Raw genomic sequence first — 18,398 nt, 5'->3', positions numbered from 1 at the left:
TCAAGGGGGGAGATTGTTGGCGGCGATGCTTGTGGACCTTTCGGGGGCTGGGGCGAACTGAGAGTTGCTTACACAAAGGCCGGGCGCTCGCGTCCGGCCCTTTTCCTTTGGCCCGAAACGGCATAGATAAATTTCGAGGTGGGACCATGGTGAAGCTGAAAGACCCGGTATTGATGGCGAGCATCGGCGCGGCGCAGGGGCTGCGCGGCGATGTGCGGGTGCGCTGCTTCAGCGCCAATCCGCTTTCAGTCGGCGATTACGGCCATCTTCACGCCGAGGACGGCCGCAGTTTCGAAATCCTCGAGATCCGGCCGGGCAAGAACAACATGGTGGTGGTCCGCTTTCGCGGGATCAATGACCGCACCGCGGCCGAGACGTTGCGCGGCCTCGATCTCTACATCGAGCGCGAGAACCTGCCCGACGACGAACTCGACGACGACGAATATTTCTACGCCGATCTCGAAGGCCTCGACGTCTTCGACGATGCCGGCAACAATTACGGCGCGGTCAGCGCGGTGTTCGATTTCGGCGCCGGCGATCTCTTGGAACTGAAAGGCCCTGGCCGCCGCCCGGTGCTGATCCCGTTCAACGAGAACGCGGTGCTGGAGGTGGATTTCGAGGACGGCCGCATCCTGATCGATCCGGTGGCCGCCGGCCTGATCGACGAAAACGACGATGACAACCCGGATTTTCCCGGCGCCGGCGGCGCGTGAAGGCCGCGCCATGAGCTTCAAGGCAACAGTGCTGACGCTGTACCCGGAGATGTTTCCGGGCCATCTGGGCTTCTCGCTCGCGGGCAAGGCTGCCGAGCGCGGCGACTGGTCGCTCGATGCCGTCAATATCCGCGATTTTGCCGAGGACAGGCACAGAAGCGTCGACGACACGCCGGCCGGGGGCGGTGCGGGCATGGTGCTGCGCGCCGATATTCTGGCGAGAGCGATTGACGCCGTCTCGGGCGATGACGCACGGCCCCGGCTGTTGATGAGCCCGCGCGGACGGCCGTTGACGCAGCAGCGGGTGCGGGAGCTGGCCGAAGGCCCCGGTGCGGTTATCGTCTGCGGCCGCTTCGAGGGCGTCGATCAACGCGTCATAGATGGGCGCGATCTCGAGGAGGTTTCGATCGGGGACTATATCTTGTCGGGCGGCGAACCCGCGGCGCTGACGCTGCTCGATGCGGTGGTCAGGGTCCTGCCGGGGGTGATGGGCAATGCCGAGTCCGGCACCCATGAAAGCTTCGAGAACGGCCTTCTGGAATATCCGCATTATACCCGGCCTGCCGAATGGGAAGGGCAGGGCATTCCCGAGGTGCTGACCTCCGGCAATCATGCCGCGATCGATAAATGGCGGCATGAACAGGCGCTTGAATTGACTCGCGCGCGAAGGCCGGATCTGCTGGAGGATGACGATGGCTGAACCGGTCCGGCTGGTTCCGTTTACCGAAGATGATTTCGAAACGCTTGCGGGCTGGTTTCCCGATGCACGCTCGCTTGCCCAGTGGGGGAGTACGCGGCTTACCTTTCCGCTCGATGCGGCACAGATGCGCGCGATGCTCGCGCTTTCGACCGGCGAGCGCCCCGCATGGGTCTACTTCACGGCGAGAAAGGGCGATGCGGTGGTTGGCCATTGCGAGATTTTCTATGATCATTTTGATGGCGTCGCCCGGCTCTGCCGCATCGTGGTTGCGCCCGCGCACCGGGGGCAGGGGCTCGCGCGGCCGATGCTGACCTGTCTTGTGGACGAGGCGTTGAAGGACGCTTCGATCGAGCGGGTCGAACTGAATGTCTATGATTTCAACGAGACGGCGATCCGGGCCTATCAGGCCTTCGGGTTCCGCATGGAAGGGATTCGCCGCTCTTCGGCGCGGTTTTTGAACGAGCGCTGGGATACATGCATGATGAGCCTGTTGCGCTCGGAATGGGAAAGCCGCTGAAAAGGGGTGACAGGACCCGAAAAATCGTCTATAGGCCCGCCCTGACCGGTGTTTCCGGTTACCCAAATGAAGAACCGCGTAACGCTCCGGCCCTTTGAGGCCAATCCGGCGGCTTTGACCAAAGGATGATTGTCGGGCGCTCTGGCTGTTGAAGCAAGACTGACAAGAGGTAAGACCGATGAACATCATCGAGCAGCTCGAAGCTGAAGAAACCGCGCGCATCAACGAACTGCGCGAACTGCCCCCGTTCGAAGCCGGCGACACCGTGCGAGTCAATGTTCGCGTCACGGAAGGCACCCGCACCCGCGTGCAGGCCTTCGAAGGCGTCTGCATCGCCCGTTCCGGCGGGGGCATCCACGAGAACTTCACGGTTCGCAAGATTTCCTACGGCGAAGGCGTCGAGCGCGTATTCCCGGTTTACTCCCCGCAGGTTGAAGGCGTTGAAGTGGTTCGCCGCGGTAAGGTCCGTCGCGCCAAGCTCTACTACCTGCGCGACCGTCGCGGCAAGTCGGCCCGTATTGCCGAGAACACCTCGGTACGTTCGCGTCGCCTGAACGACGAAGCACGCGAAATCGCGGCCGCAGCCCGCGCCGCCGCCAAGGCCGAGAAGGAAGCCGCTGCCGCCGAAAAGGCGAACGAAGCATAAGCTTCCACTAGAATTCGCATAGCTCAAGAGCCGCCATCGCGCGGCTCTTTTGCATTTCCGGGTTGCGGCGGTTTTGTTTGACAAGAAAAAGTCGAAATCGCTTCCTATCTACAGCGTCCTTGAAACGAAAAGCCGATTGCCGCCGAAAGACGACCGGCGAAACGGAGCAGAGATGTTCATGAAGCGCGCCAAAGTGGCTGGCGCAACCCCGACGCTGGGAACCATTGCCACACCCGTTCTGCACGCCAGAGCGCTCACGCGCGACGTGTTCGAATTCCTGAGTGAAGACGATCCCGATCCCTCCAGTCGACGCCCCCCTGAAGAGATCGAGAAGCAAAGCGAGCGCCTGCACTGATCTCGCTGAAGCGGTTTCGGGCCGCGACGGACTTGCGCGTTTACGTCCGGATATGACACCTTGCGGCAATCATCTGCTGCAAGGAGTTATAGCATGCTGTCGAGACGCGCCCTTTGCGCCGCGGTTCTGGTTTCGCTGGGCGCGTTTGCAAGCCCGGCCTTCGCCGCCGAACTGCCCGACCTTGGCGGACGGACCGTCACCGTCGTTTCCGAGAACACCTATCCGCCGCTGCAATTCATCGACCCCAGCACCGGCGAGGCGATCGGCTGGGAATATGACGCCGTCGCCGAGATCGCAAAGCGTCTGAACCTCGATATCGAATACACCACGACAAGCTGGGACGCGATGATCCAGGCGATCCATGACGGCCAGTACGATATGGCCATGAACGGCATCACCATTCGCGACGACCGCAAGGCGATGGTCGATTTCTCCGAGCCCTACATGCATTCCGAAATGCTGATGCTGGCGCGCGGCGATGAGGACCGCTTCGACGATGCGGAAAGCTTCGCGGCCTTCGAGGACGGCCTGATCGGCTCCCAGCCCGGCACCACGCCGTTCTACACCGCCGTCTACGAGGTGTTGGACGGCGACGAGCAGAACCCGCGCATCAAGCTCTACGAGACCATCGGGGCGGCGATCCAGGCGCTGAGGATCGGCGATGTCGATCTGGCGCTGACCGACAGCACGGCGGCGAACGGCTATGTCAAGGTTTCGAACGGCGCGCTGAAACTGATCGGCGAGCCGCTCGGCGCCGAGGATTTCGGCTTCATCTTCCCGCCCGGCTCCGATCTCGTGGCGCCGTTCAACGCCGCGATTTCCGATATGGCGGCCGACGGCACGCTCGATGCGCTGAACCAGAAATGGTTCGTCGATTACGCCATGGGTCAGTAGGCGGGCCATGAGCTTCCAGAAACTGCCTGCCGGCAATGCGGGCGAGCGGCCGTGGTGGCTTTACGCCTTCCTGGCGCTCGCCGGCACCGCGGGCATTGCGATTGCAGTCAACGGGCTTTACGCCCAGGTATTCGCGATCGTCGCCAAGGGCATCGGCGTCACCGTGTTCGTGACGCTGGTCGCCTTCGCGCTGGCAACGATCATCGGCATGGTGATCGCGCTGATGGGACTTTCAGGCCATGTGGCGCTGCGCCAGTCCGCGCGTTTCTATGTCGAGATCATTCGCGGCATACCGATCCTGGTGCTGCTGTTCTACGTCGCCTTCGTCGGCGCGCCGGCCATGGTCGCGCTCGCCAATCTGGTGCTGACGCCGCTGATCGATTCCGGCGTGATGGATAAAATCGTGGTGCGGGATTTCTCGCTGATGTGGCGGGCGATCATCGCGCTCACCATCGGCTATGCGGCCTTCATAGCGGAGATTTTCCGGGCCGGCATCCAGGCGGTCGACGAGGGGCAGATCGAAGCGGCAAAGGCGCTGGGCCTTACCCGGTTTCAGCGGTTCCGGCTGATCGTATTTCCGCAGGCGATCCGCACCATCTTCCCGCCGCTCTCCAACGATTTCGTGTCGATGGTGAAGGATTCCTCGCTGGTGTCCGTGCTCGGCGTTGCCGATATCACCCAGATGGGCAAGGTCTATGCGGCAAGCTCGTTCCGCTTCTTCGAAACCTATTCGATCGTTGCCTATATCTACCTGCTGCTGACGATCGGCCTGTCGCTGATCCTGCGCGGGATCGAGCGCCGGATGCGGCAGAAGGCCAGGCTTGCGCGTGACGCCTCCACCGGCGCTTTCCCGCCGGCGTGACCGGTTCGAGCCGGTTTCGCGCCGCGCCGGAAATGATTGCCGTCCCTGCGGAAAGCTGTTAATAACCCGGTCCATGAGGACCATAGACCATCGCACTCAGGCCGTATCACCGCGGCCCTTCGTTCTGCAGGACAGGAAGCGCCTGCCGGGACGGTTCTTTGCGATGATTTCCGGCGCGCTCAACGCCCGACTTAGCTGATCGCCTTAAGCGTCACAGTCGGCTTCCCGCCGTATTTTTCCTTTTATCTCGACATATGGGTCATCAAACCATGAGCAAAGCGCGCACACTTTACGACAAGATCTGGGACGATCATCTGGTCGACAGCCAGGATGACGGCACCTGTCTCATCTACATCGATCGCCACCTGGTGCATGAAGTCACCAGTCCGCAGGCGTTCGAGGGGCTGCGGCTGGCGGGCCGCAAGGTCCATGCGCCGGTCAAGACGCTCGCCGTCGTTGACCACAACGTCCCGACCACGCCGGACCGCGTCAACGGCATCAAGAACGAGGAAAGCCGCATCCAGGTAGCCGCCCTCGCACAGAATGCGCTCGATTTCGGCGTTGAATATTACTCCGAAAAGGACAAGCGCCAGGGCATCGTCCACATCGTCGGCCCCGAACAGGGCTTCACGCTTCCGGGCATGACGATCGTGTGTGGCGACAGCCACACCTCGACGCATGGCGCTTTCGGCGCGCTGGCGCACGGCATCGGCACGTCGGAGGTCGAGCATGTGCTCGCCACCCAGACGCTGATCCAGTCCAAGGCCAAGAACATGCTGGTGCGCGTCGATGGCAAGGCGCCGGAAGGCGTCACCGCCAAGGATATCATTCTGGCGATCATCGGCGAGATCGGCACGGCAGGCGGCACCGGCCATGTCATCGAGTTCGCCGGCGAGGCGATCCGCGACCTTTCCATGGAAGGCCGCATGACGGTCTGCAACATGACGATCGAAGGCGGCGCCCGCGCCGGCCTGATCGCGCCGGACGAAAAAACCTTCGAATATATCAAGGGTCGTCCGCGCGCGCCTCAGGGCGAGGCCTGGGACAAGGCGGTTGAATACTGGAAGTCGCTGACGACCGACGAGGGTGCGGAATATGACCGCGTGGTGGTGCTGGATGCCGCCAACCTGCCGCCGATCGTCTCCTGGGGCTCGTCTCCGGAAGATGTCATCGCCATCACCGGCGAAGTGCCGAACCCGGACGACATCAAGGACGAGAACAAGCGCAGCTCCAAGTGGCGGGCGCTGAAATATATGGGGCTCACGCCCGGCACCAAGATGACCGACGTCGCCGTCGACCGCGTGTTCATCGGCTCCTGCACCAATGGCCGCATCGAGGATCTGCGCGCGGCCGCCGCCGTCGCCAAGGGCCGCAAGGTCGCAAGCACCGTCAACGCCATGATCGTGCCGGGCTCCGGCCTCGTCAAGGAACAGGCGGAAGCCGAAGGCCTCGACAAGATCTTCCTCGAGGCCGGTTTCGAATGGCGCGAGCCGGGCTGTTCCATGTGCCTGGCGATGAACGACGACCGGCTGAAGCCGGAGGAGCGCTGCGCCTCGACCTCGAACCGCAATTTCGAGGGTCGCCAGGGCTACAAGGGCCGCACCCATCTGGTCTCGCCCGCCATGGCCGCCGCCGCCGCCATCGAGGGCCATTTCGTGGACATCCGCAGCTGGAAGTAAGCGACCAGTACGGTCCGTTTTATAAGCCATTGAGCAGGGGGCGGAGCGATCCGCCCCTTTTTTTTGTTGAGTAGGCCTCTCGATGCCCGGGTCTATTCCGGGCATCGAGAGGCTTCTCGTCAGCGTGGGGGCCGGGTCAGGGCGATATCTTTCAGTTATTGCGGGCCAACCAACATTCATTATCATTTCATGGATAGCTCCGCCATATTCCTGCGGAAGGAGCATTCATGAGAACCATTTTCGTCTTGTTTGATAGTCTGAACCGCGCCGCGCTCGGCGCTTACGGCGGAACCGCGGTGAAGACGCCGAACTTCGATCGTTTCGCCGCCCGCGCGGTGACGTTCGACAGTCACTATGTCGGCTCGCTGCCCTGCATGCCCGCGCGTCGCGACATGCATGGGGGGCGTCTGAACTTCACCCACCGTTCGTGGGGGCCTCTGGAACCATTCGACAATTCCTTTGCCGAGATCATGAAGCGGAGCGGCGTCTACACCCATCTGATCACGGACCATCTGCATTATTTCGAAGATGGCGGGCATGGGTTTCACACGCGCTTTTCAAGCTACGATTTCATCCGCGGACAGGAATACGATCCCTGGGTTGCCATGGTGAAGCCGCCGCTGGACCGTATCCGGGAAAAGTTCGATGCGCGCCATTACAACACCGAGAAGCCTGACAAACGTATGCAGCACGCGATCAATCGCGAGACAGTCGTGGCGGAAGAGGACTTTCCCGGCCCGCGATGCTTCGCATCGGCCTTCGAGTTCCTTGACCGCAACCGTACGACCGACGACTGGTTCCTGATGCTGGAGTGCTTCGATCCTCATGAACCCTTCCACGCGCCCGACCGTTTCAAGGCAGCCTATGAGACGGGCTACAATGGCGGCGTGCTCGACTGGCCGCATTATGACCGCGTGGCTGAAAGCCCCGAGGAAATCGCGGAGATCCGCGCGAACTACGCGGCGCTCGTCGCCATGTGCGATGAATATTTCGGCAGGTTGATCGACTATATGGACGAACACGATATGTGGAAGGACACATGCATCGTGCTGTCGACCGACCACGGGTTCCTGCTTTCCGAACATGACTGGTGGGGCAAGTGCCGAATGCCCTATTATGACGAGGTATCCCACATTCCGCTGATGATCCATCATCCCGATCACCAGCAACATGCGGGCGCGCGCCGCAAGCATCTGACGCAGACGACCGATCTGATGCCGACCTTCATGGATATCTACGGTCTGGACGTGCCGCAGGAGGTGACCGGGCGAAGCGTCATGCCGCTCGTGGCGCGCGACGAGGCCATCCGCGATGCGGCCGTCTTCGGGGTTTTTTCAGGTCCCATTGGCGTGACCGATGGCGCTCACGCGCTCTACCATTATCCGCCGGACCTTTCCCGCGAGGGCCTCAGCGAATACACGCTTGTTGCGAACCACATGACGGCCCCGTTCACGATCGAGGAACTGCGCACCGCGCGGCTTCATCCGGGCTTCGATTTTACGAAAGGCGTTCCCGTGCTCGCGATCGAAGCACGCCGCGACGCCAAGCGCGTGCCCTATAATGACGGCAAGGGCTTCGATGATCTCGGCACCCGGCTGTATGACTTGAAGGCGGATCCGCGCCAGCAGGCGCCGATCGAGGACGCCGCCATCGCCGCAAACCTGTACCGTATGATGATCGATGTGCTGAAAGTCCATGACACGCCGGCGGAGGTCTACCGCTGGTATGAACTTGAAGCCGGGTAGGTACGAAGCCTCTGCATCGCCGGCGGCAAGCATTTCGGCCGTATCGCCCTGGCGTGAGAGCCGTTCAGAGCAAGGCGTGGCTGCGCATCGATGACAGGAGCGTCTGTTTCGAGGTCTTCAGGTGGTCGCGGGCCGCCGCCAGGGCGGCCTGTTCCTCGCGCGCTTTCAGCGCGTCGATAATTCTCAGATGCTCGCCGATCGCGGCGAGGTTGCGGTCGCGCTCGTCCTTCTTGTCCCATTGATAGTGGTAGTGGAAGACGAGCGTGATCACTTTCTGGAACTCGGTGACGAAGCGGTTCTTCACGACGCTGCCGATGGCGGTGTGGAAGCGTTCATCGAGCAGCGAGAAATCGTGATAGCGCTGATCGATATCCTCGGCGAGCCGGATGTGGTCGTTTCTGAGGTCCTCGAGCTGTTTCCATATGCCATGCGACGGCGGCAGGGCAACGAGATGCGAGACGGCGTTGAGTTCGAGTATGGTGCGGAAGTCGGAGAGCTCGATCGCGAAATCACGGGTGAAGCCGACCAGTTCCCATCCGCCCCTGGGTCGCCTGCGCACCAGCCCGAAACGGCTCAGCGAGGCGAGAAACTCCTGAAGGCCATAGGCCTGCACGCCGAACTTGCGCGACAGTTCCGTCACGTTCAGCGCCGTTCCGGGCGGCACGTCGAAGCGCAGGACCCAGTCGAGAAACTGGCGCTCCAACTCATCCTCCGACGGCTGGGTGGACTGCACGGCGAGCCTGTCTGTTTCACTTGGAAGCCGGAGCAGGGTTTTCGAGCGGCCTTCCCAACTGATGAGGCCTTCGGCATTGAGCCGCTCGAGGGCGGAGCGCACGACCGTGCGGCTGACTTCGAGCTGTTGCGCCAGTGCCAGTTCGGCCGGCAGTTGATCGCCCGCCTGCCTGCCGGCGCAATAATCCAGAAGCTGGTTATAGGCTTCCCGGAAACGCTCGTCAGTTCTTGCCATGCCTGTTTCTCCGCGTGTTTCCGCTCTAGCACGCGGATTGTTTTGTCGACAATGATAAAAAACAATTGACAACGGCGTCTCCATGGATAGTTTTGTACTTAATTATATTACACCGAATTTGGAGGAGCCTATGTCGGTGGCAGCGGAGGAGCCGCATCCCCTGGGAAGAATCGGCAGGATCAGCGCGGGCACGTTTCACCAGCTATCCGCCCTGATGACGCTGGCCTTGCTGATCGCCGTTTTCGCTTTCGGCAATGCGGCCTTCCTGTCGGTCAATAACGGCTTGACGGTGCTGTTGCAGACCTCGGTGATCGGGCTGATCGGCATCGGCATGACGATGGTCATCATCACCGGCGGCATCGATCTTTCGGTCGGCTCCGTTCTGGCGCTGTCGGGCACGGCCGCGGGTCTGATGGTGAAGGCAGGTCTGCCGGTGCCGGTCGCCATGTCGGCGGCGGTGCTGGTGGGCGCATTCTGTGGGTTTATCAACGGCGTCGTCATCACCAAGATGCGCATCACGCCCTTCGTCGCCACGCTCGGCATGATGATGATCGCCCGCGGCACAGCCCTGCAACTGACCGGCGCCGCGCCGATTTCCCAGCTTGGCGAGGCGTTCGGCGTTCTCGGCAATGGCGCATTGTTTCGCCATGTCGAAAAGCTGCCGAACGGCCTGTCCAGGGTGGTGTTTCCGGGCATTCCCTATCCGGCCATCCTGCTGCTGATCGTTGCCATCTGCGGGGCTTATCTCCTGCGCCGGCGCGCGCTTGGCCGCCATATCTATGCCACCGGCTCCAACGAGGAGGCGGCACGGTTGTCGGGCGTCAATGTGGATGCGACCAAGATCGCCGCCTATGTCCTGTCCGGCGCGCTTGCCGGCGTTGCCGGAAACGTCCTGATGTCGCGCCTCGTGACCGCCCAGCCCAATGAAGGCGTGATGTACGAGCTCGACGCCATCGCCGCCGCGGTGATCGGCGGCGCCTCGCTGATGGGCGGCGTCGGCGGCATTTCCGGCACCATGATCGGCGCCTTCATCATCGGCGTGCTGCGCAACGGGCTCAATATGTCCGGCGTATCGGCCTTCATCCAGCAGATTATCATCGGTTTTGTCGTCATCCTGGCCGTCTTCATCGACCAGTTGCGCAGCAATCGCCGATAACCAGTCAAATCATGTCTTTAAAGGGAGGAGAAACCATGAAGACGATCTTGAAAGCAGTGCTTGCAGCCAGTGCCATCGCCGCCGTGCCGTTTGCCACGGCGAGCGCGGCGGAAATCGCGGTCATCGTCAAGACGACCAATTCCAACTTCTGGCAGAACGTCAACAAGGGCGCTTCGGCAGCCATTGACGGCCAGTCGGACGTCACCATGACCTTCGACGGTCCGGCTTCGGAGTCCGATATCGCGGCGGAAGTGAACATGGTCGACAACGCCGTCAATAAGGGCGTTGCCGGTATCGTGCTGGCCCCGTCCGACCCGGATGCGCTGGTGCCCGCCGTCAAGCGGGCCAATGAAGCCGGCATCCCGGTCGCGATCATCGACTCGGCCCTTTCGGATGCCGGCAAGGGCACCTACCAGACCTTCCTCTCCACCGACAACTGCGCCGCCGGCAAGCTTGCCGCCGACCGGATGATCGAGCTGACGGGCGGCGAAGGCAAGGTCGCCGTGATGTCCTATGTGGCGGGCGTCGGCTCGGAAATCGGTCGCGTCGGCTGCTTCGTCGACAAGATCAAGGCCGATTCCAAGATCGAGATTGTCGGTCCCTATTACTCGCAGTCGCAGATGGCGACCGCGCTGAACCAGACCACCGACGTTCTGGCCGCCAATCCGGACCTGAAGGGCATTTTCGGCGCCAATGAACCGACTGCCGTCGGCATGGGCCGGGCTATCAAGCAGGCGGGCAAGGCCGGCCAGGTCGCCGCCATCGGCTTTGACGGCAACAAGGACCTCCAGGACTTCGTCAAGGACGGCACGCTCAACGCCATTCTGGTGCAGGGATCGTTCCAGATGGGCGAAAAGGGCGTTCAGGCGGTGATGGAGCTGATGGATGGCAAGTCCGTCGAGCCCCAGATCGATACCGGCGTCGTGCTCGTCACCAAGGACAATATCGACTCCGACGAAGCCCAGAACGTGCTTTACTAAGACTGGCTAATTCGCGCGGGGCGCGCAGGCGTCCCGCGCGATCTACCCATGCAAGATGACGCAGGACAAGTCCCATGACCCCGCTTGTTGAGATGATTGACATCGAAAAGCATTTCGGCGGCGTGAACGCCGTCAACGGCGTGTCGCTCAATCTTTATCCCGGCGAGGTGGTTGGCGTTCTCGGCCATAACGGGGCGGGCAAATCCTGCCTGATGCGCATTCTTTCCGGCGCCATGGTTCCAAGCAGCGGGACGATCCGCGTCGGCGGAACGGAGGTCAGGCTGGAGACGCCGCACGACGCGCGTCGTCACGGCATCGAAACCATCTACCAGACGCTGGCGCTCGCCGACCATCTCGATGCGCCGGCCAATCTGTTCCTCGGGCGCGAACTGAAAACCCGCTGGGGCAATCTCGATGACAGGCGGATGATGGCGGAAGCCAAGAAGGTGCTGGCCCGGCTCAACCCGAATTTCCGCAATCTCGGCGATCCGGTATCGCGCCTTTCGGGCGGGCAGCGACAGGTGATCGCCATCGGCCGCGCGCTCTATTTCAATGCCAAGATCCTGATCATGGATGAGCCCACGGCGGCCCTCGGCCCCTCCGAATCCGCCATGGTTGCCGATCTTATCCGGCAATTGCGCGACGAGGGCATCGGCATCTTTCTCGTCAGTCACGACATGCATGACGTCTTCGACCTCTGTGACCGCGTCATCGTGATGAACCGGGGCGAGCAGGTCGGCGCGCACGGCATCGAGGAAGTCACCAAGGACGATATTCTGAGCCTGATCATCAAGGGCGAACTCCCCATGGACTGGGCACCCCGGAACCAAGGACAATTGCAATGAACCGCCCCGAGAAAATGCATGCCGACACCATGACCTGCGGCGTCTGCGTCGAACCCGGCCTTTTCGAGCTGCGCGAAATGCCGTTGCCGGCGGAAGCGCCCGCGGGCTGGGCGCTGGTGGATATCTGCGCGGTCGGCATCTGCGGCACGGACTATCATATCTTCGAGGGCAAACATCCCTATCTGAATTACCCGCGCGTCATCGGTCATGAACTGAGCGGCAGGCTGGTTGCCGATGCCGCCGGGCTCGGGGCCGGCGATCTCGTCGTCGTCAATCCTTATGTCTCCTGCGGGACCTGCCACGCCTGCAAACGCGGCAAGCCCAATTGCTGCGAGAAGATCGAGGTGCTTGGCGTCCATCGCGATGGCGGCATGAGCGCGCGCATCGCCGTGCCGGAAGGCAATCTCTATCCCGCCGAGGGGCTGACCGAGATACAGGCGGCGATGGTGGAATTCCTGTCCATCGGCGCCCATGCCGTGGCGCGCTCGGGCATTGAGGAAGGCGACCGGGTACTGGTAACCGGTGCGGGGCCGATCGGCATCGGCGCGGCCCTTTTCGCCCGGCTCGCGGGCGCGGACGTGCATCTGCTCGACCTGAGCAGGGAGCGTCTGGCCATGGCGGCTGATAAATTCGGCTTCGAACATCTGCACAATGACAGCGACCCGGCCGGCATCCTGACCGGCGACCTGGCCTCGGGCTTCGACATCGTCTTCGACGCCACCGGCTCGGCCCGCGCGATCGAGGCCGGGTTTCCCCTGCTGGCGCATGGGTCGACCTATGTGCTCGTATCCGTGGTCAAGGACGACATCACCTTCAATGACGCGGAGTTCCACAAGCGCGAGACCCGCATCATCGGCAGCCGCAACGCGCTGAAAGCCGACTTCATGCGGGTCATGGAGGCGATCCGCAGCGGCAAGATAGACACCGATGCGCTGCTGTCGGCCGAACTGCCGCTGGCCGACCTGCCGGAGCGCTTCGCCGCGCTCGCCTCCGACCGCAGCGGGCTGATCAAGGCCGTGGTGCGGCCATGAGCGGCGCCCGGATTCTCCGGCTTCATCCCGACGACAATGTCGGCATCGCGCTCGTCGATCTGAAGCCGGGCGAGGCGGGCGCGAGCGAAGCCATTCCGCGTGGCCACAAAATGGCGCTCGATGCCATCCCGGAAGGCGCTTTCGTGCGCAAATACGGCCAGATCATCGGCGTTGCGACGGTCGATATCGTCGCCGGCGCCCATGTGCACACGCAAAATCTCGGCGTTGGTACGGAGCGCGGTGGCGATGCGGGCACCTTGGAGATTCAGCCAATTGCGCCCGCGTCCGTGCGCGATAGATTCATGGGCTACAAACGTCCGGATGGCCGGGTCGGTACGCGCAATTTCATCGGCATTCTGACCACCGTCAACTGTTCGGGCTCGGTGGCCCATTTCATTGCCGAGGAGGCCGAGCGTTCGGGCCTTCTCTCCGACCTCGAAAATGTCGACGGCGTAGTGCCGATCGCCCACGGTTCGGGCTGCGGCATGGCCGGGCAGGGCGAGGGCTATGAGACGCTGATGCGCACGCTCGCCGGTTACGCGCAGCATCCGAATTTCGGCGCGATCCTTCTGGTCGGGCTCGGTTGCGAGGTGATGCAGCTTCCAGTGCTTGCCGCGAAAAAGGAGCTGCGCGATCCGAGGCGCTTCCAGTTTCTGACGATCCAGAATGCCGGCGGCACGCGCAAAACGGTCGAGGCCGCGCTGCCGGTGCTCCGTCAACTGGCCGAAACGGCAAACGCGACCAGCCGCGAGCCGGTTTCGGCCGAACACCTGGTCATCGGCATGCAATGCGGCGGTTCGGACGGGCTTTCTGGCATTACCGCCAATCCCGCGCTCGGCATCGCCTCGGACATGGTGGTGGCGCAGGGCGGCACCTCGATCCTGTCGGAAACCTCGGAAATCTATGGCGCGGAACATCTGCTGACCCGAAGGGCAAGGCCCGAGGTCGCCGAAGCTTTGATGGAGCGCATCGTCTGGTGGGAGGATTACTGTGCCCGCAATGGCGGCGAGATGGACAACAACCCGTCGCCGGGCAACAAGCGTGGCGGGCTGACCACGATCCTGGAGAAATCGCTCGGCGCGGTCGCCAAAGGCGGATCGGCCCCGCTGGAAGCGGTCTACAAATATGCCGAGCCTATCGACCGGCGGGGCTTCGTGTTCATGGACAGCCCCGGCTACGACCCCTGTTCGGTAACGGGGCAGGTGGCCTCGGGCGCCAATCTGATCGTCTTCACCACCGGTCGCGGCTCGGTTTCGGGGTATCGCCCGGTGCCCTGCATCAAGATCGCCACCAATAACGATCTGTGGGCGCGCATGGGCGAGGACATGGACATCAATTGCGGGGATGTGATCGACGGCGTGCCGCTGGCCGACAAGGGCGCGGAAATCTACCGCATGATGCTCGACGTCGCCTCCGGACGCCCGACCAAGAGCGAGGCGCAGGGCTTCGGTCGGGTCGAGTTCATCCCCTGGCAGATCGGCGCGGTGATGTAGCGCGGCGCCGGTCTACAGGCCGTAAATCAAGAGCAATAGTGATCTGGGGGAGCGCATGTCAATTGTCCTGCAATTCGGCACCAGCCGGTTTCTGCAAGCCCATGCCGATCTGTTCATCTCCAAGGCGATGGCAGAAGGCCGGGCGCTGGGTCCGGTGACGGTGGTGCAATCAAGCGGCGATCCGGCGCGGCGCAAACGGCTTGAGGCGCTCGCCGCGCCGGGCGGCTACCCGGTGCTGGTCAAGGGCATCGAGAATGGCGCGCCGGTCGAGCGGGAGGTGCGGTGCACCGCCATTACCCGCGCGCTCACCACGGAAACGGACTGGCCGGAGATCGTCCGCATTGCCGTGGAGGAGGCGCGGGTCATCCTTTCCAATACCGGCGATGCGGGCTGGAAGCCGCAGGCCGACGATGCCTTGCCCTATTTTTCGCAGGCCATGTCCTATCCCGCGAAATTGACGCAGCTTTTGTTCGCGCGCTTTCAGGCCGGCGGACAGAACCTGACGGTCATGCCCGCGGAACTGATCGCCCGTAATGGCGAGACGCTGCGCGCGCGGGTTCTGGAACTTTCCGCCCCGCTATCGGCCGATTTTGCGGCCTGGGTGGGCGAAAACGTGGTTTTCGCCAATTCGCTGGTCGATCGCATCGTGTCCGAGCCGCTGGAGCCGGCGGGCGCGGTGGCCGAGCCCTATGCGCTCTGGGCCATCGAGGATGCCCCGAACCTGACCTTGCCCTGCACGCACCCCGCTATCCAACTGGTGCCCGATCTCGGGCGGATCGAGAAACTCAAGCTCCATATTCTCAATCTGGGCCACACCTATCTGGTCGCCCGCTGGCTGGCGCGCGGCGGCGAGCGGGACCGGCTGGTGCGCGACGAAATTGCCGATGCGGCAATCCGCGCCGATCTGGCAGACCTTTACGAAAAGGAAGTGCTGCCGACCTTCCTTGCCGCCGGCTATGGCGATGAGGCCAAGGACTATGTCGCAACAACGGTTGAACGTTTCGCCAATCCGTTTCTGGTGCACCGGCTATCGGATATCGCGCAGAACCATCGCGAGAAGACCCAACGTCGCATTGGCGCTTTCATCGACTGGGGCAGGGCGCTCGGCGTCACCGGCGGTCCGCCGCGGTTGAGGCGGATTGTCGAAGAGGAGGCACGCACATGAAAACCAACCGGATCGGCCGCACGGCGGTAGAGGTCACCGACATTTCCTTCGGCTGCGCGGGCCTCGGCAATCTGTTCCGCAAGGTCGAGGACGAGACCGCTCAGGCCATTCTCGCCCGCGCCTGGGAACGCGGCATCCGCTATTTCGACACCGCGCCGCATTATGGGCGCGGCCTTTCCGAACAGCGGCTTGGACGGTTCCTCAAGACGCGCGAGCGGGCCGACTACGTATTGTCCACCAAGGTCGGGCGGCTCCTCTCGCCCGGACCTGCGCTTGACGAGGCCGATGGTTTTGTCGAGCCGCTGCCCAATGCCGTGCACTACGATTATTCCGGCGACGGCATCGAGGCTACCTTCGAGCAGAGTTGCGAACGGCTCGGCACCGCGCGCATCGATATCGTCTATGTCCATGACATCGGCGTTTACACCCATGGCGAAGACAATGGCCGTCACATGGCGGACCTGATGGGCTCGGGTATCGACCGGCTGCAGACGCTCAAGGCGGCCGGCCGCATCGGTGCTTTCGGCCTCGGCGTCAATGAAAACCGCGTCTGCCTCGATATCATGGCCGAAACGGAGATCGACGTGATCCTGCTCGCCGGCCGGCTGACGCTGCTCGACCGTTCGGCGGAGGCGGAGCTCGTGCCGTTATGCCGCGAAAGGCAGGTCAGCCTCGTGCTGGGCGGCATCTTCAATTCCGGCATTCTGGCGACCGGACCGGTCCCCGGCGCGCATTACGACTACGGCCCCGCGCCGGACGATATCCTCGCCAGGGTCGAAGCACTCCAGGACCGCGCCGAAGCCGCCGGCGTCTCGCTCGCCGAGGCCGCGTTGCGCTTCGCGCTCACCCATCCGCAGGCGGCTTCCGTGCTGATCGGCACGGCGAAACTATCCTCGCTCGACCGCAATCTTGACGCGGTGGAAGCGCATTGGCCAAAATCCGCCGAGGCCGTGTTGCGCTAACCCGCCGGCGGCGCTCATCCGGTCTTGATCGCGATCCCGGCTTCGCGCAGCATGGTCTCGGATACATCGAAGCTGTGATCCAGCTTGCCATCGTTTTCCGGTTTGGGCGGGCAATCGACGCATGTGATCCCGCTCTGGATGATCGCGCGGGCGCAGTCGGCGCAGGGGAAGCGGTTGACATAAATGGTGCAGCCGGCAAGTGCGGCGCCGGAGCGGGCGGCATTATAAACGGCATTTCGCTCGGCATGCTCGATCCAGAAGAATTTCTCGCCGCTGGCGCGGTCGAAGCGGGCGGGGTCCTCGTCGGAAACACCGCGCGGCAGGCCGTTATAGCCGGTGGCCCGGACCTCGTGGCCGGGTCCGACGATCACCGCGCCAACCTTGAAGTCGCGATCCTCGGACCACGAGGCCGTCTCGTCGCAGAGTGCGCGGAACCGTTTGGACCAGGTCGCTTCATCAGCCATGGCGAATCTCTCTCATCGTTGTTGACATCAAATTGCGTCGAGCGCCGCGCGCGACGGCGCGTCCGCTTGGGTGAAGGGCGGCAGGACATTCTCCCAGACAGGATCGCCGCTGCGTTTTCCGACGAGATACTTGACGGCCGGCACCAGAGGATGGGCCGCGATCTTCCCGCGGGTCTCTGCGATCCGCGCGGCAAGCGCCTCGCCGGGGGCGGCAAGATAGGCGGCGCAGAGCGGCGCGGAAATGTTGACGGTGGCGGAAATGCAGCCGGCAAAGCCGGATGCCTGCATTTCGGCAAGCGCGGTTTCGGAGCTCGGAAACACGGAAAGCCCCGGCACAGCGGCCACCAGGCTCCGGCAATAGGCGAGATCGCCGGACGAATCCTTGATGCCGGCGAAGCGTGCCGGGCGAGCCGCGGCAAGCCGCGCGACGACATCGACGGGGATTGGCACGCCGGTCATCTGCGGAAAATTGTAGAACCAGATCGCGATCGGGCTTTCACCGAGGGCTTCGTCGAGCGCCATGTACCAGGCATAGAGGCCGTCATCGCTGACCGGCTTGTAGTAGAACGGCGGCAGAACCAGAGCGATGCGATAGCCCATATCCGCCGCGGCCCGGGTCAGTTCCAGCGTATCGGCAAGCGAGGTCAGGCCGGTGCCGACCATCAGGCGGGCGGGATCAAGGTTTTGGGCGGCCCAGCCCATGACCGCCTTGCGCTCCGCAATGCCGAGCGAATTGGCCTCGCCCGTTGTGCCGAGCACGTTGAGCCCGTCGCAGCCATTCGCGAGCGCCCAGCGGCAATGCTCCAGAAACGGTTTCTGCAAGGCCCTGCCGTCCCCGTCGACCGGCGTCGGCACCGCCGCGATAATGCCCTTCATGACTGATTTTCCTCTTCTGATTTCGTTGGCCAGTTCCGGACCAGCGGGTGGTCGTTTACCGGCGGCGATGATCTGGACCAGCCGCCCGGTTCCCTGAGCCCGCCTTCGCCATCGTCGAACACGGCACGGCTGATGGCGTTGAAGCGGGCGATTTCGGCGCCCGGATCATCGTCATAGCGAATGGCGTCGACCGGGCAGATGCTCTCGCACATGCCGCATTCGATGCATTCGGTCGGGTGGATGTAGAATATCCGCTCGCCCTCATAGATGCAGTCGACCGGGCAGACGGTGGCGCAGACGCCGTCCTTGATGTCGATGCATTCGCTCTTGATCACCAGCGCCATGAAA

Annotated in this window: 20 protein-coding genes; 16 read left to right on the top strand and 4 right to left on the bottom strand. The window is 63.0% G+C overall.

Annotated elements, in window-relative coordinates; all coding sequences use genetic code 11:
• Positions 1–146: 146 nt before the first annotated feature.
• The 9 genes from rimM (at position 147) to B4E36_RS02980 (ending at position 8,111) form a co-directional block, all read left to right on the top strand.
• Complete coding sequence (gene rimM, locus B4E36_RS03020) at positions 147–713, top strand: ribosome maturation factor RimM (protein WP_292059245.1); 567 nt, start codon at positions 147–149, stop codon at positions 711–713.
• Between the two features lie 10 nt (positions 714–723).
• Positions 724–1,413: a tRNA (guanosine(37)-N1)-methyltransferase TrmD gene (gene trmD, locus B4E36_RS03015; RefSeq protein WP_292059250.1), complete on the top strand. Its 690-nt coding sequence runs from the start codon at positions 724–726 to the stop codon at positions 1,411–1,413.
• On the top strand, positions 1,406–1,930 hold the full coding sequence (locus tag B4E36_RS03010; protein WP_292059244.1) for a GNAT family N-acetyltransferase: 525 nt from the start codon (positions 1,406–1,408) through the stop codon (positions 1,928–1,930). Before trmD ends, B4E36_RS03010 begins: the two co-directional genes overlap by 8 nt.
• A 178-nt stretch (positions 1,931–2,108) precedes the next feature.
• Positions 2,109–2,576 carry a 50S ribosomal protein L19 gene (rplS, locus tag B4E36_RS03005; RefSeq protein WP_018064434.1) on the top strand — a complete coding sequence of 156 codons (468 nt, stop codon included), beginning with the start codon at positions 2,109–2,111 and terminating at the stop codon, positions 2,574–2,576.
• Between the two features lie 73 nt (positions 2,577–2,649).
• Positions 2,650–2,931: a hypothetical protein gene (locus B4E36_RS03000; RefSeq protein ID WP_292059242.1), complete on the top strand. Its 282-nt coding sequence runs from the start codon at positions 2,650–2,652 to the stop codon at positions 2,929–2,931.
• A gap of 93 nt (positions 2,932–3,024) precedes the next feature.
• Positions 3,025–3,825 (top strand): transporter substrate-binding domain-containing protein, encoded by an 801-nt coding sequence (locus B4E36_RS02995; protein WP_292059241.1) that lies wholly within the window; start codon positions 3,025–3,027, stop codon positions 3,823–3,825.
• A 7-nt stretch (positions 3,826–3,832) separates the two neighbouring features.
• Positions 3,833–4,687 carry an amino acid ABC transporter permease gene (locus B4E36_RS02990; RefSeq protein ID WP_292059239.1) on the top strand — a complete coding sequence of 285 codons (855 nt, stop codon included), beginning with the start codon at positions 3,833–3,835 and terminating at the stop codon, positions 4,685–4,687.
• 269 nt (positions 4,688–4,956) lie between these two features.
• A complete protein-coding gene (leuC, locus tag B4E36_RS02985; RefSeq protein WP_292059237.1) occupies positions 4,957–6,366 on the top strand; it encodes a 3-isopropylmalate dehydratase large subunit in 1,410 nt (469 codons plus the stop codon).
• A gap of 227 nt (positions 6,367–6,593) precedes the next feature.
• On the top strand, positions 6,594–8,111 hold the full coding sequence (locus B4E36_RS02980) for a sulfatase (RefSeq protein ID WP_292059235.1): 1,518 nt from the start codon (positions 6,594–6,596) through the stop codon (positions 8,109–8,111).
• A 64-nt stretch (positions 8,112–8,175) separates the two neighbouring features.
• Here B4E36_RS02980 and B4E36_RS02975 read toward each other — a convergent pair whose 3' ends face one another.
• The gene (locus B4E36_RS02975; RefSeq protein ID WP_292059233.1) at positions 8,176–9,078 is read right to left on the bottom strand and encodes a GntR family transcriptional regulator; all 903 of its coding nucleotides are present in this window, start codon (positions 9,076–9,078) and stop codon (positions 8,176–8,178) included.
• Between the two features lie 130 nt (positions 9,079–9,208).
• Here B4E36_RS02975 and B4E36_RS02970 point away from each other — a divergent pair, with 130 nt between their 5' ends.
• The 7 genes from B4E36_RS02970 (at position 9,209) to B4E36_RS02940 (ending at position 16,710) form a co-directional block, all read left to right on the top strand.
• Positions 9,209–10,234 (top strand): ABC transporter permease, encoded by a 1,026-nt coding sequence (locus B4E36_RS02970; RefSeq protein WP_292059231.1) that lies wholly within the window; start codon positions 9,209–9,211, stop codon positions 10,232–10,234.
• Positions 10,235–10,269: 35 nt separating this feature from the next.
• Entirely contained in the window at positions 10,270–11,214 is a 945-nt protein-coding gene (locus B4E36_RS02965; protein ID WP_292059229.1) for an ABC transporter substrate-binding protein, read from the top strand.
• 74 nt (positions 11,215–11,288) lie between these two features.
• Positions 11,289–12,059, top strand: coding sequence for an ATP-binding cassette domain-containing protein (locus B4E36_RS02960; RefSeq protein ID WP_018064443.1), 771 nt, complete (start codon positions 11,289–11,291; stop codon positions 12,057–12,059).
• On the top strand, positions 12,056–13,090 hold the full coding sequence (locus tag B4E36_RS02955) for a zinc-binding alcohol dehydrogenase family protein (RefSeq protein ID WP_292059225.1): 1,035 nt from the start codon (positions 12,056–12,058) through the stop codon (positions 13,088–13,090). Before B4E36_RS02960 ends, B4E36_RS02955 begins: the two co-directional genes overlap by 4 nt.
• Positions 13,087–14,583, top strand: coding sequence for a UxaA family hydrolase (locus B4E36_RS02950; protein ID WP_292059223.1), 1,497 nt, complete (start codon positions 13,087–13,089; stop codon positions 14,581–14,583). Before B4E36_RS02955 ends, B4E36_RS02950 begins: the two co-directional genes overlap by 4 nt.
• A gap of 55 nt (positions 14,584–14,638) precedes the next feature.
• Positions 14,639–15,748 (top strand): mannitol dehydrogenase family protein, encoded by a 1,110-nt coding sequence (locus B4E36_RS02945; protein ID WP_292059221.1) that lies wholly within the window; start codon positions 14,639–14,641, stop codon positions 15,746–15,748.
• Complete coding sequence (locus B4E36_RS02940; RefSeq protein ID WP_292059219.1) at positions 15,745–16,710, top strand: aldo/keto reductase; 966 nt, start codon at positions 15,745–15,747, stop codon at positions 16,708–16,710. Before B4E36_RS02945 ends, B4E36_RS02940 begins: the two co-directional genes overlap by 4 nt.
• Positions 16,711–16,724: 14 nt before the next feature.
• Here the strand turns inward: B4E36_RS02940 and B4E36_RS02935 are convergent, their stop codons facing one another.
• The 3 genes from B4E36_RS02935 to B4E36_RS02925 are packed head-to-tail and all read right to left on the bottom strand — an operon-like array spanning position 16,725 to position 18,394.
• Complete coding sequence (locus B4E36_RS02935; RefSeq protein ID WP_292059218.1) at positions 16,725–17,174, bottom strand: deoxycytidylate deaminase; 450 nt, start codon at positions 17,172–17,174, stop codon at positions 16,725–16,727.
• A 27-nt stretch (positions 17,175–17,201) separates the two neighbouring features.
• Positions 17,202–18,050 (bottom strand): dihydrodipicolinate synthase family protein, encoded by an 849-nt coding sequence (locus tag B4E36_RS02930; RefSeq protein ID WP_292059217.1) that lies wholly within the window; start codon positions 18,048–18,050, stop codon positions 17,202–17,204.
• Complete coding sequence (locus tag B4E36_RS02925) at positions 18,047–18,394, bottom strand: 4Fe-4S dicluster domain-containing protein (protein WP_292059215.1); 348 nt, start codon at positions 18,392–18,394, stop codon at positions 18,047–18,049. Before B4E36_RS02925 ends, B4E36_RS02930 begins: the two co-directional genes overlap by 4 nt.
• Positions 18,395–18,398: the final 4 nt, after the last annotated feature.

The organism is Martelella sp. UBA3392 (genome assembly GCF_002358775.1).
Classification (GTDB): Bacteria; Pseudomonadota; Alphaproteobacteria; order Rhizobiales; family Rhizobiaceae; genus Martelella; species Martelella mediterranea.
The sequence above is the reverse complement of the archived record's forward strand: the minus strand, read 5'-3'. Positions and strand labels throughout refer to the sequence as shown.

Bases quoted from the DNA above. Each gene is read 5' to 3' on its own strand.
- rimM (WP_292059245.1), top strand. From the start codon at position 147: ATGGTGAAGCTGAAAGACCCGGTATTGATGGCGAGCATCGGCGCGGCG.
- trmD (WP_292059250.1), top strand. From the start codon at position 724: ATGAGCTTCAAGGCAACAGTGCTGACGCTGTACCCGGAGATGTTTCCG.
- B4E36_RS03010 (WP_292059244.1), top strand. From the start codon at position 1,406: ATGGCTGAACCGGTCCGGCTGGTTCCGTTTACCGAAGATGATTTCGAA.
- rplS (WP_018064434.1), top strand. From the start codon at position 2,109: ATGAACATCATCGAGCAGCTCGAAGCTGAAGAAACCGCGCGCATCAAC.
- B4E36_RS02995 (WP_292059241.1), top strand. From the start codon at position 3,025: ATGCTGTCGAGACGCGCCCTTTGCGCCGCGGTTCTGGTTTCGCTGGGC.
- B4E36_RS02990 (WP_292059239.1), top strand. From the start codon at position 3,833: ATGAGCTTCCAGAAACTGCCTGCCGGCAATGCGGGCGAGCGGCCGTGG.
- leuC (WP_292059237.1), top strand. From the start codon at position 4,957: ATGAGCAAAGCGCGCACACTTTACGACAAGATCTGGGACGATCATCTG.
- B4E36_RS02980 (WP_292059235.1), top strand. From the start codon at position 6,594: ATGAGAACCATTTTCGTCTTGTTTGATAGTCTGAACCGCGCCGCGCTC.
- B4E36_RS02975 (WP_292059233.1), bottom strand. From the start codon at position 9,078: ATGGCAAGAACTGACGAGCGTTTCCGGGAAGCCTATAACCAGCTTCTG.
- B4E36_RS02970 (WP_292059231.1), top strand. From the start codon at position 9,209: ATGTCGGTGGCAGCGGAGGAGCCGCATCCCCTGGGAAGAATCGGCAGG.
- B4E36_RS02965 (WP_292059229.1), top strand. From the start codon at position 10,270: ATGAAGACGATCTTGAAAGCAGTGCTTGCAGCCAGTGCCATCGCCGCC.
- B4E36_RS02960 (WP_018064443.1), top strand. From the start codon at position 11,289: ATGACCCCGCTTGTTGAGATGATTGACATCGAAAAGCATTTCGGCGGC.
- B4E36_RS02955 (WP_292059225.1), top strand. From the start codon at position 12,056: ATGAACCGCCCCGAGAAAATGCATGCCGACACCATGACCTGCGGCGTC.
- B4E36_RS02950 (WP_292059223.1), top strand. From the start codon at position 13,087: ATGAGCGGCGCCCGGATTCTCCGGCTTCATCCCGACGACAATGTCGGC.
- B4E36_RS02945 (WP_292059221.1), top strand. From the start codon at position 14,639: ATGTCAATTGTCCTGCAATTCGGCACCAGCCGGTTTCTGCAAGCCCAT.
- B4E36_RS02940 (WP_292059219.1), top strand. From the start codon at position 15,745: ATGAAAACCAACCGGATCGGCCGCACGGCGGTAGAGGTCACCGACATT.
- B4E36_RS02935 (WP_292059218.1), bottom strand. From the start codon at position 17,174: ATGGCTGATGAAGCGACCTGGTCCAAACGGTTCCGCGCACTCTGCGAC.
- B4E36_RS02930 (WP_292059217.1), bottom strand. From the start codon at position 18,050: ATGAAGGGCATTATCGCGGCGGTGCCGACGCCGGTCGACGGGGACGGC.
- B4E36_RS02925 (WP_292059215.1), bottom strand. From the start codon at position 18,394: ATGGCGCTGGTGATCAAGAGCGAATGCATCGACATCAAGGACGGCGTC.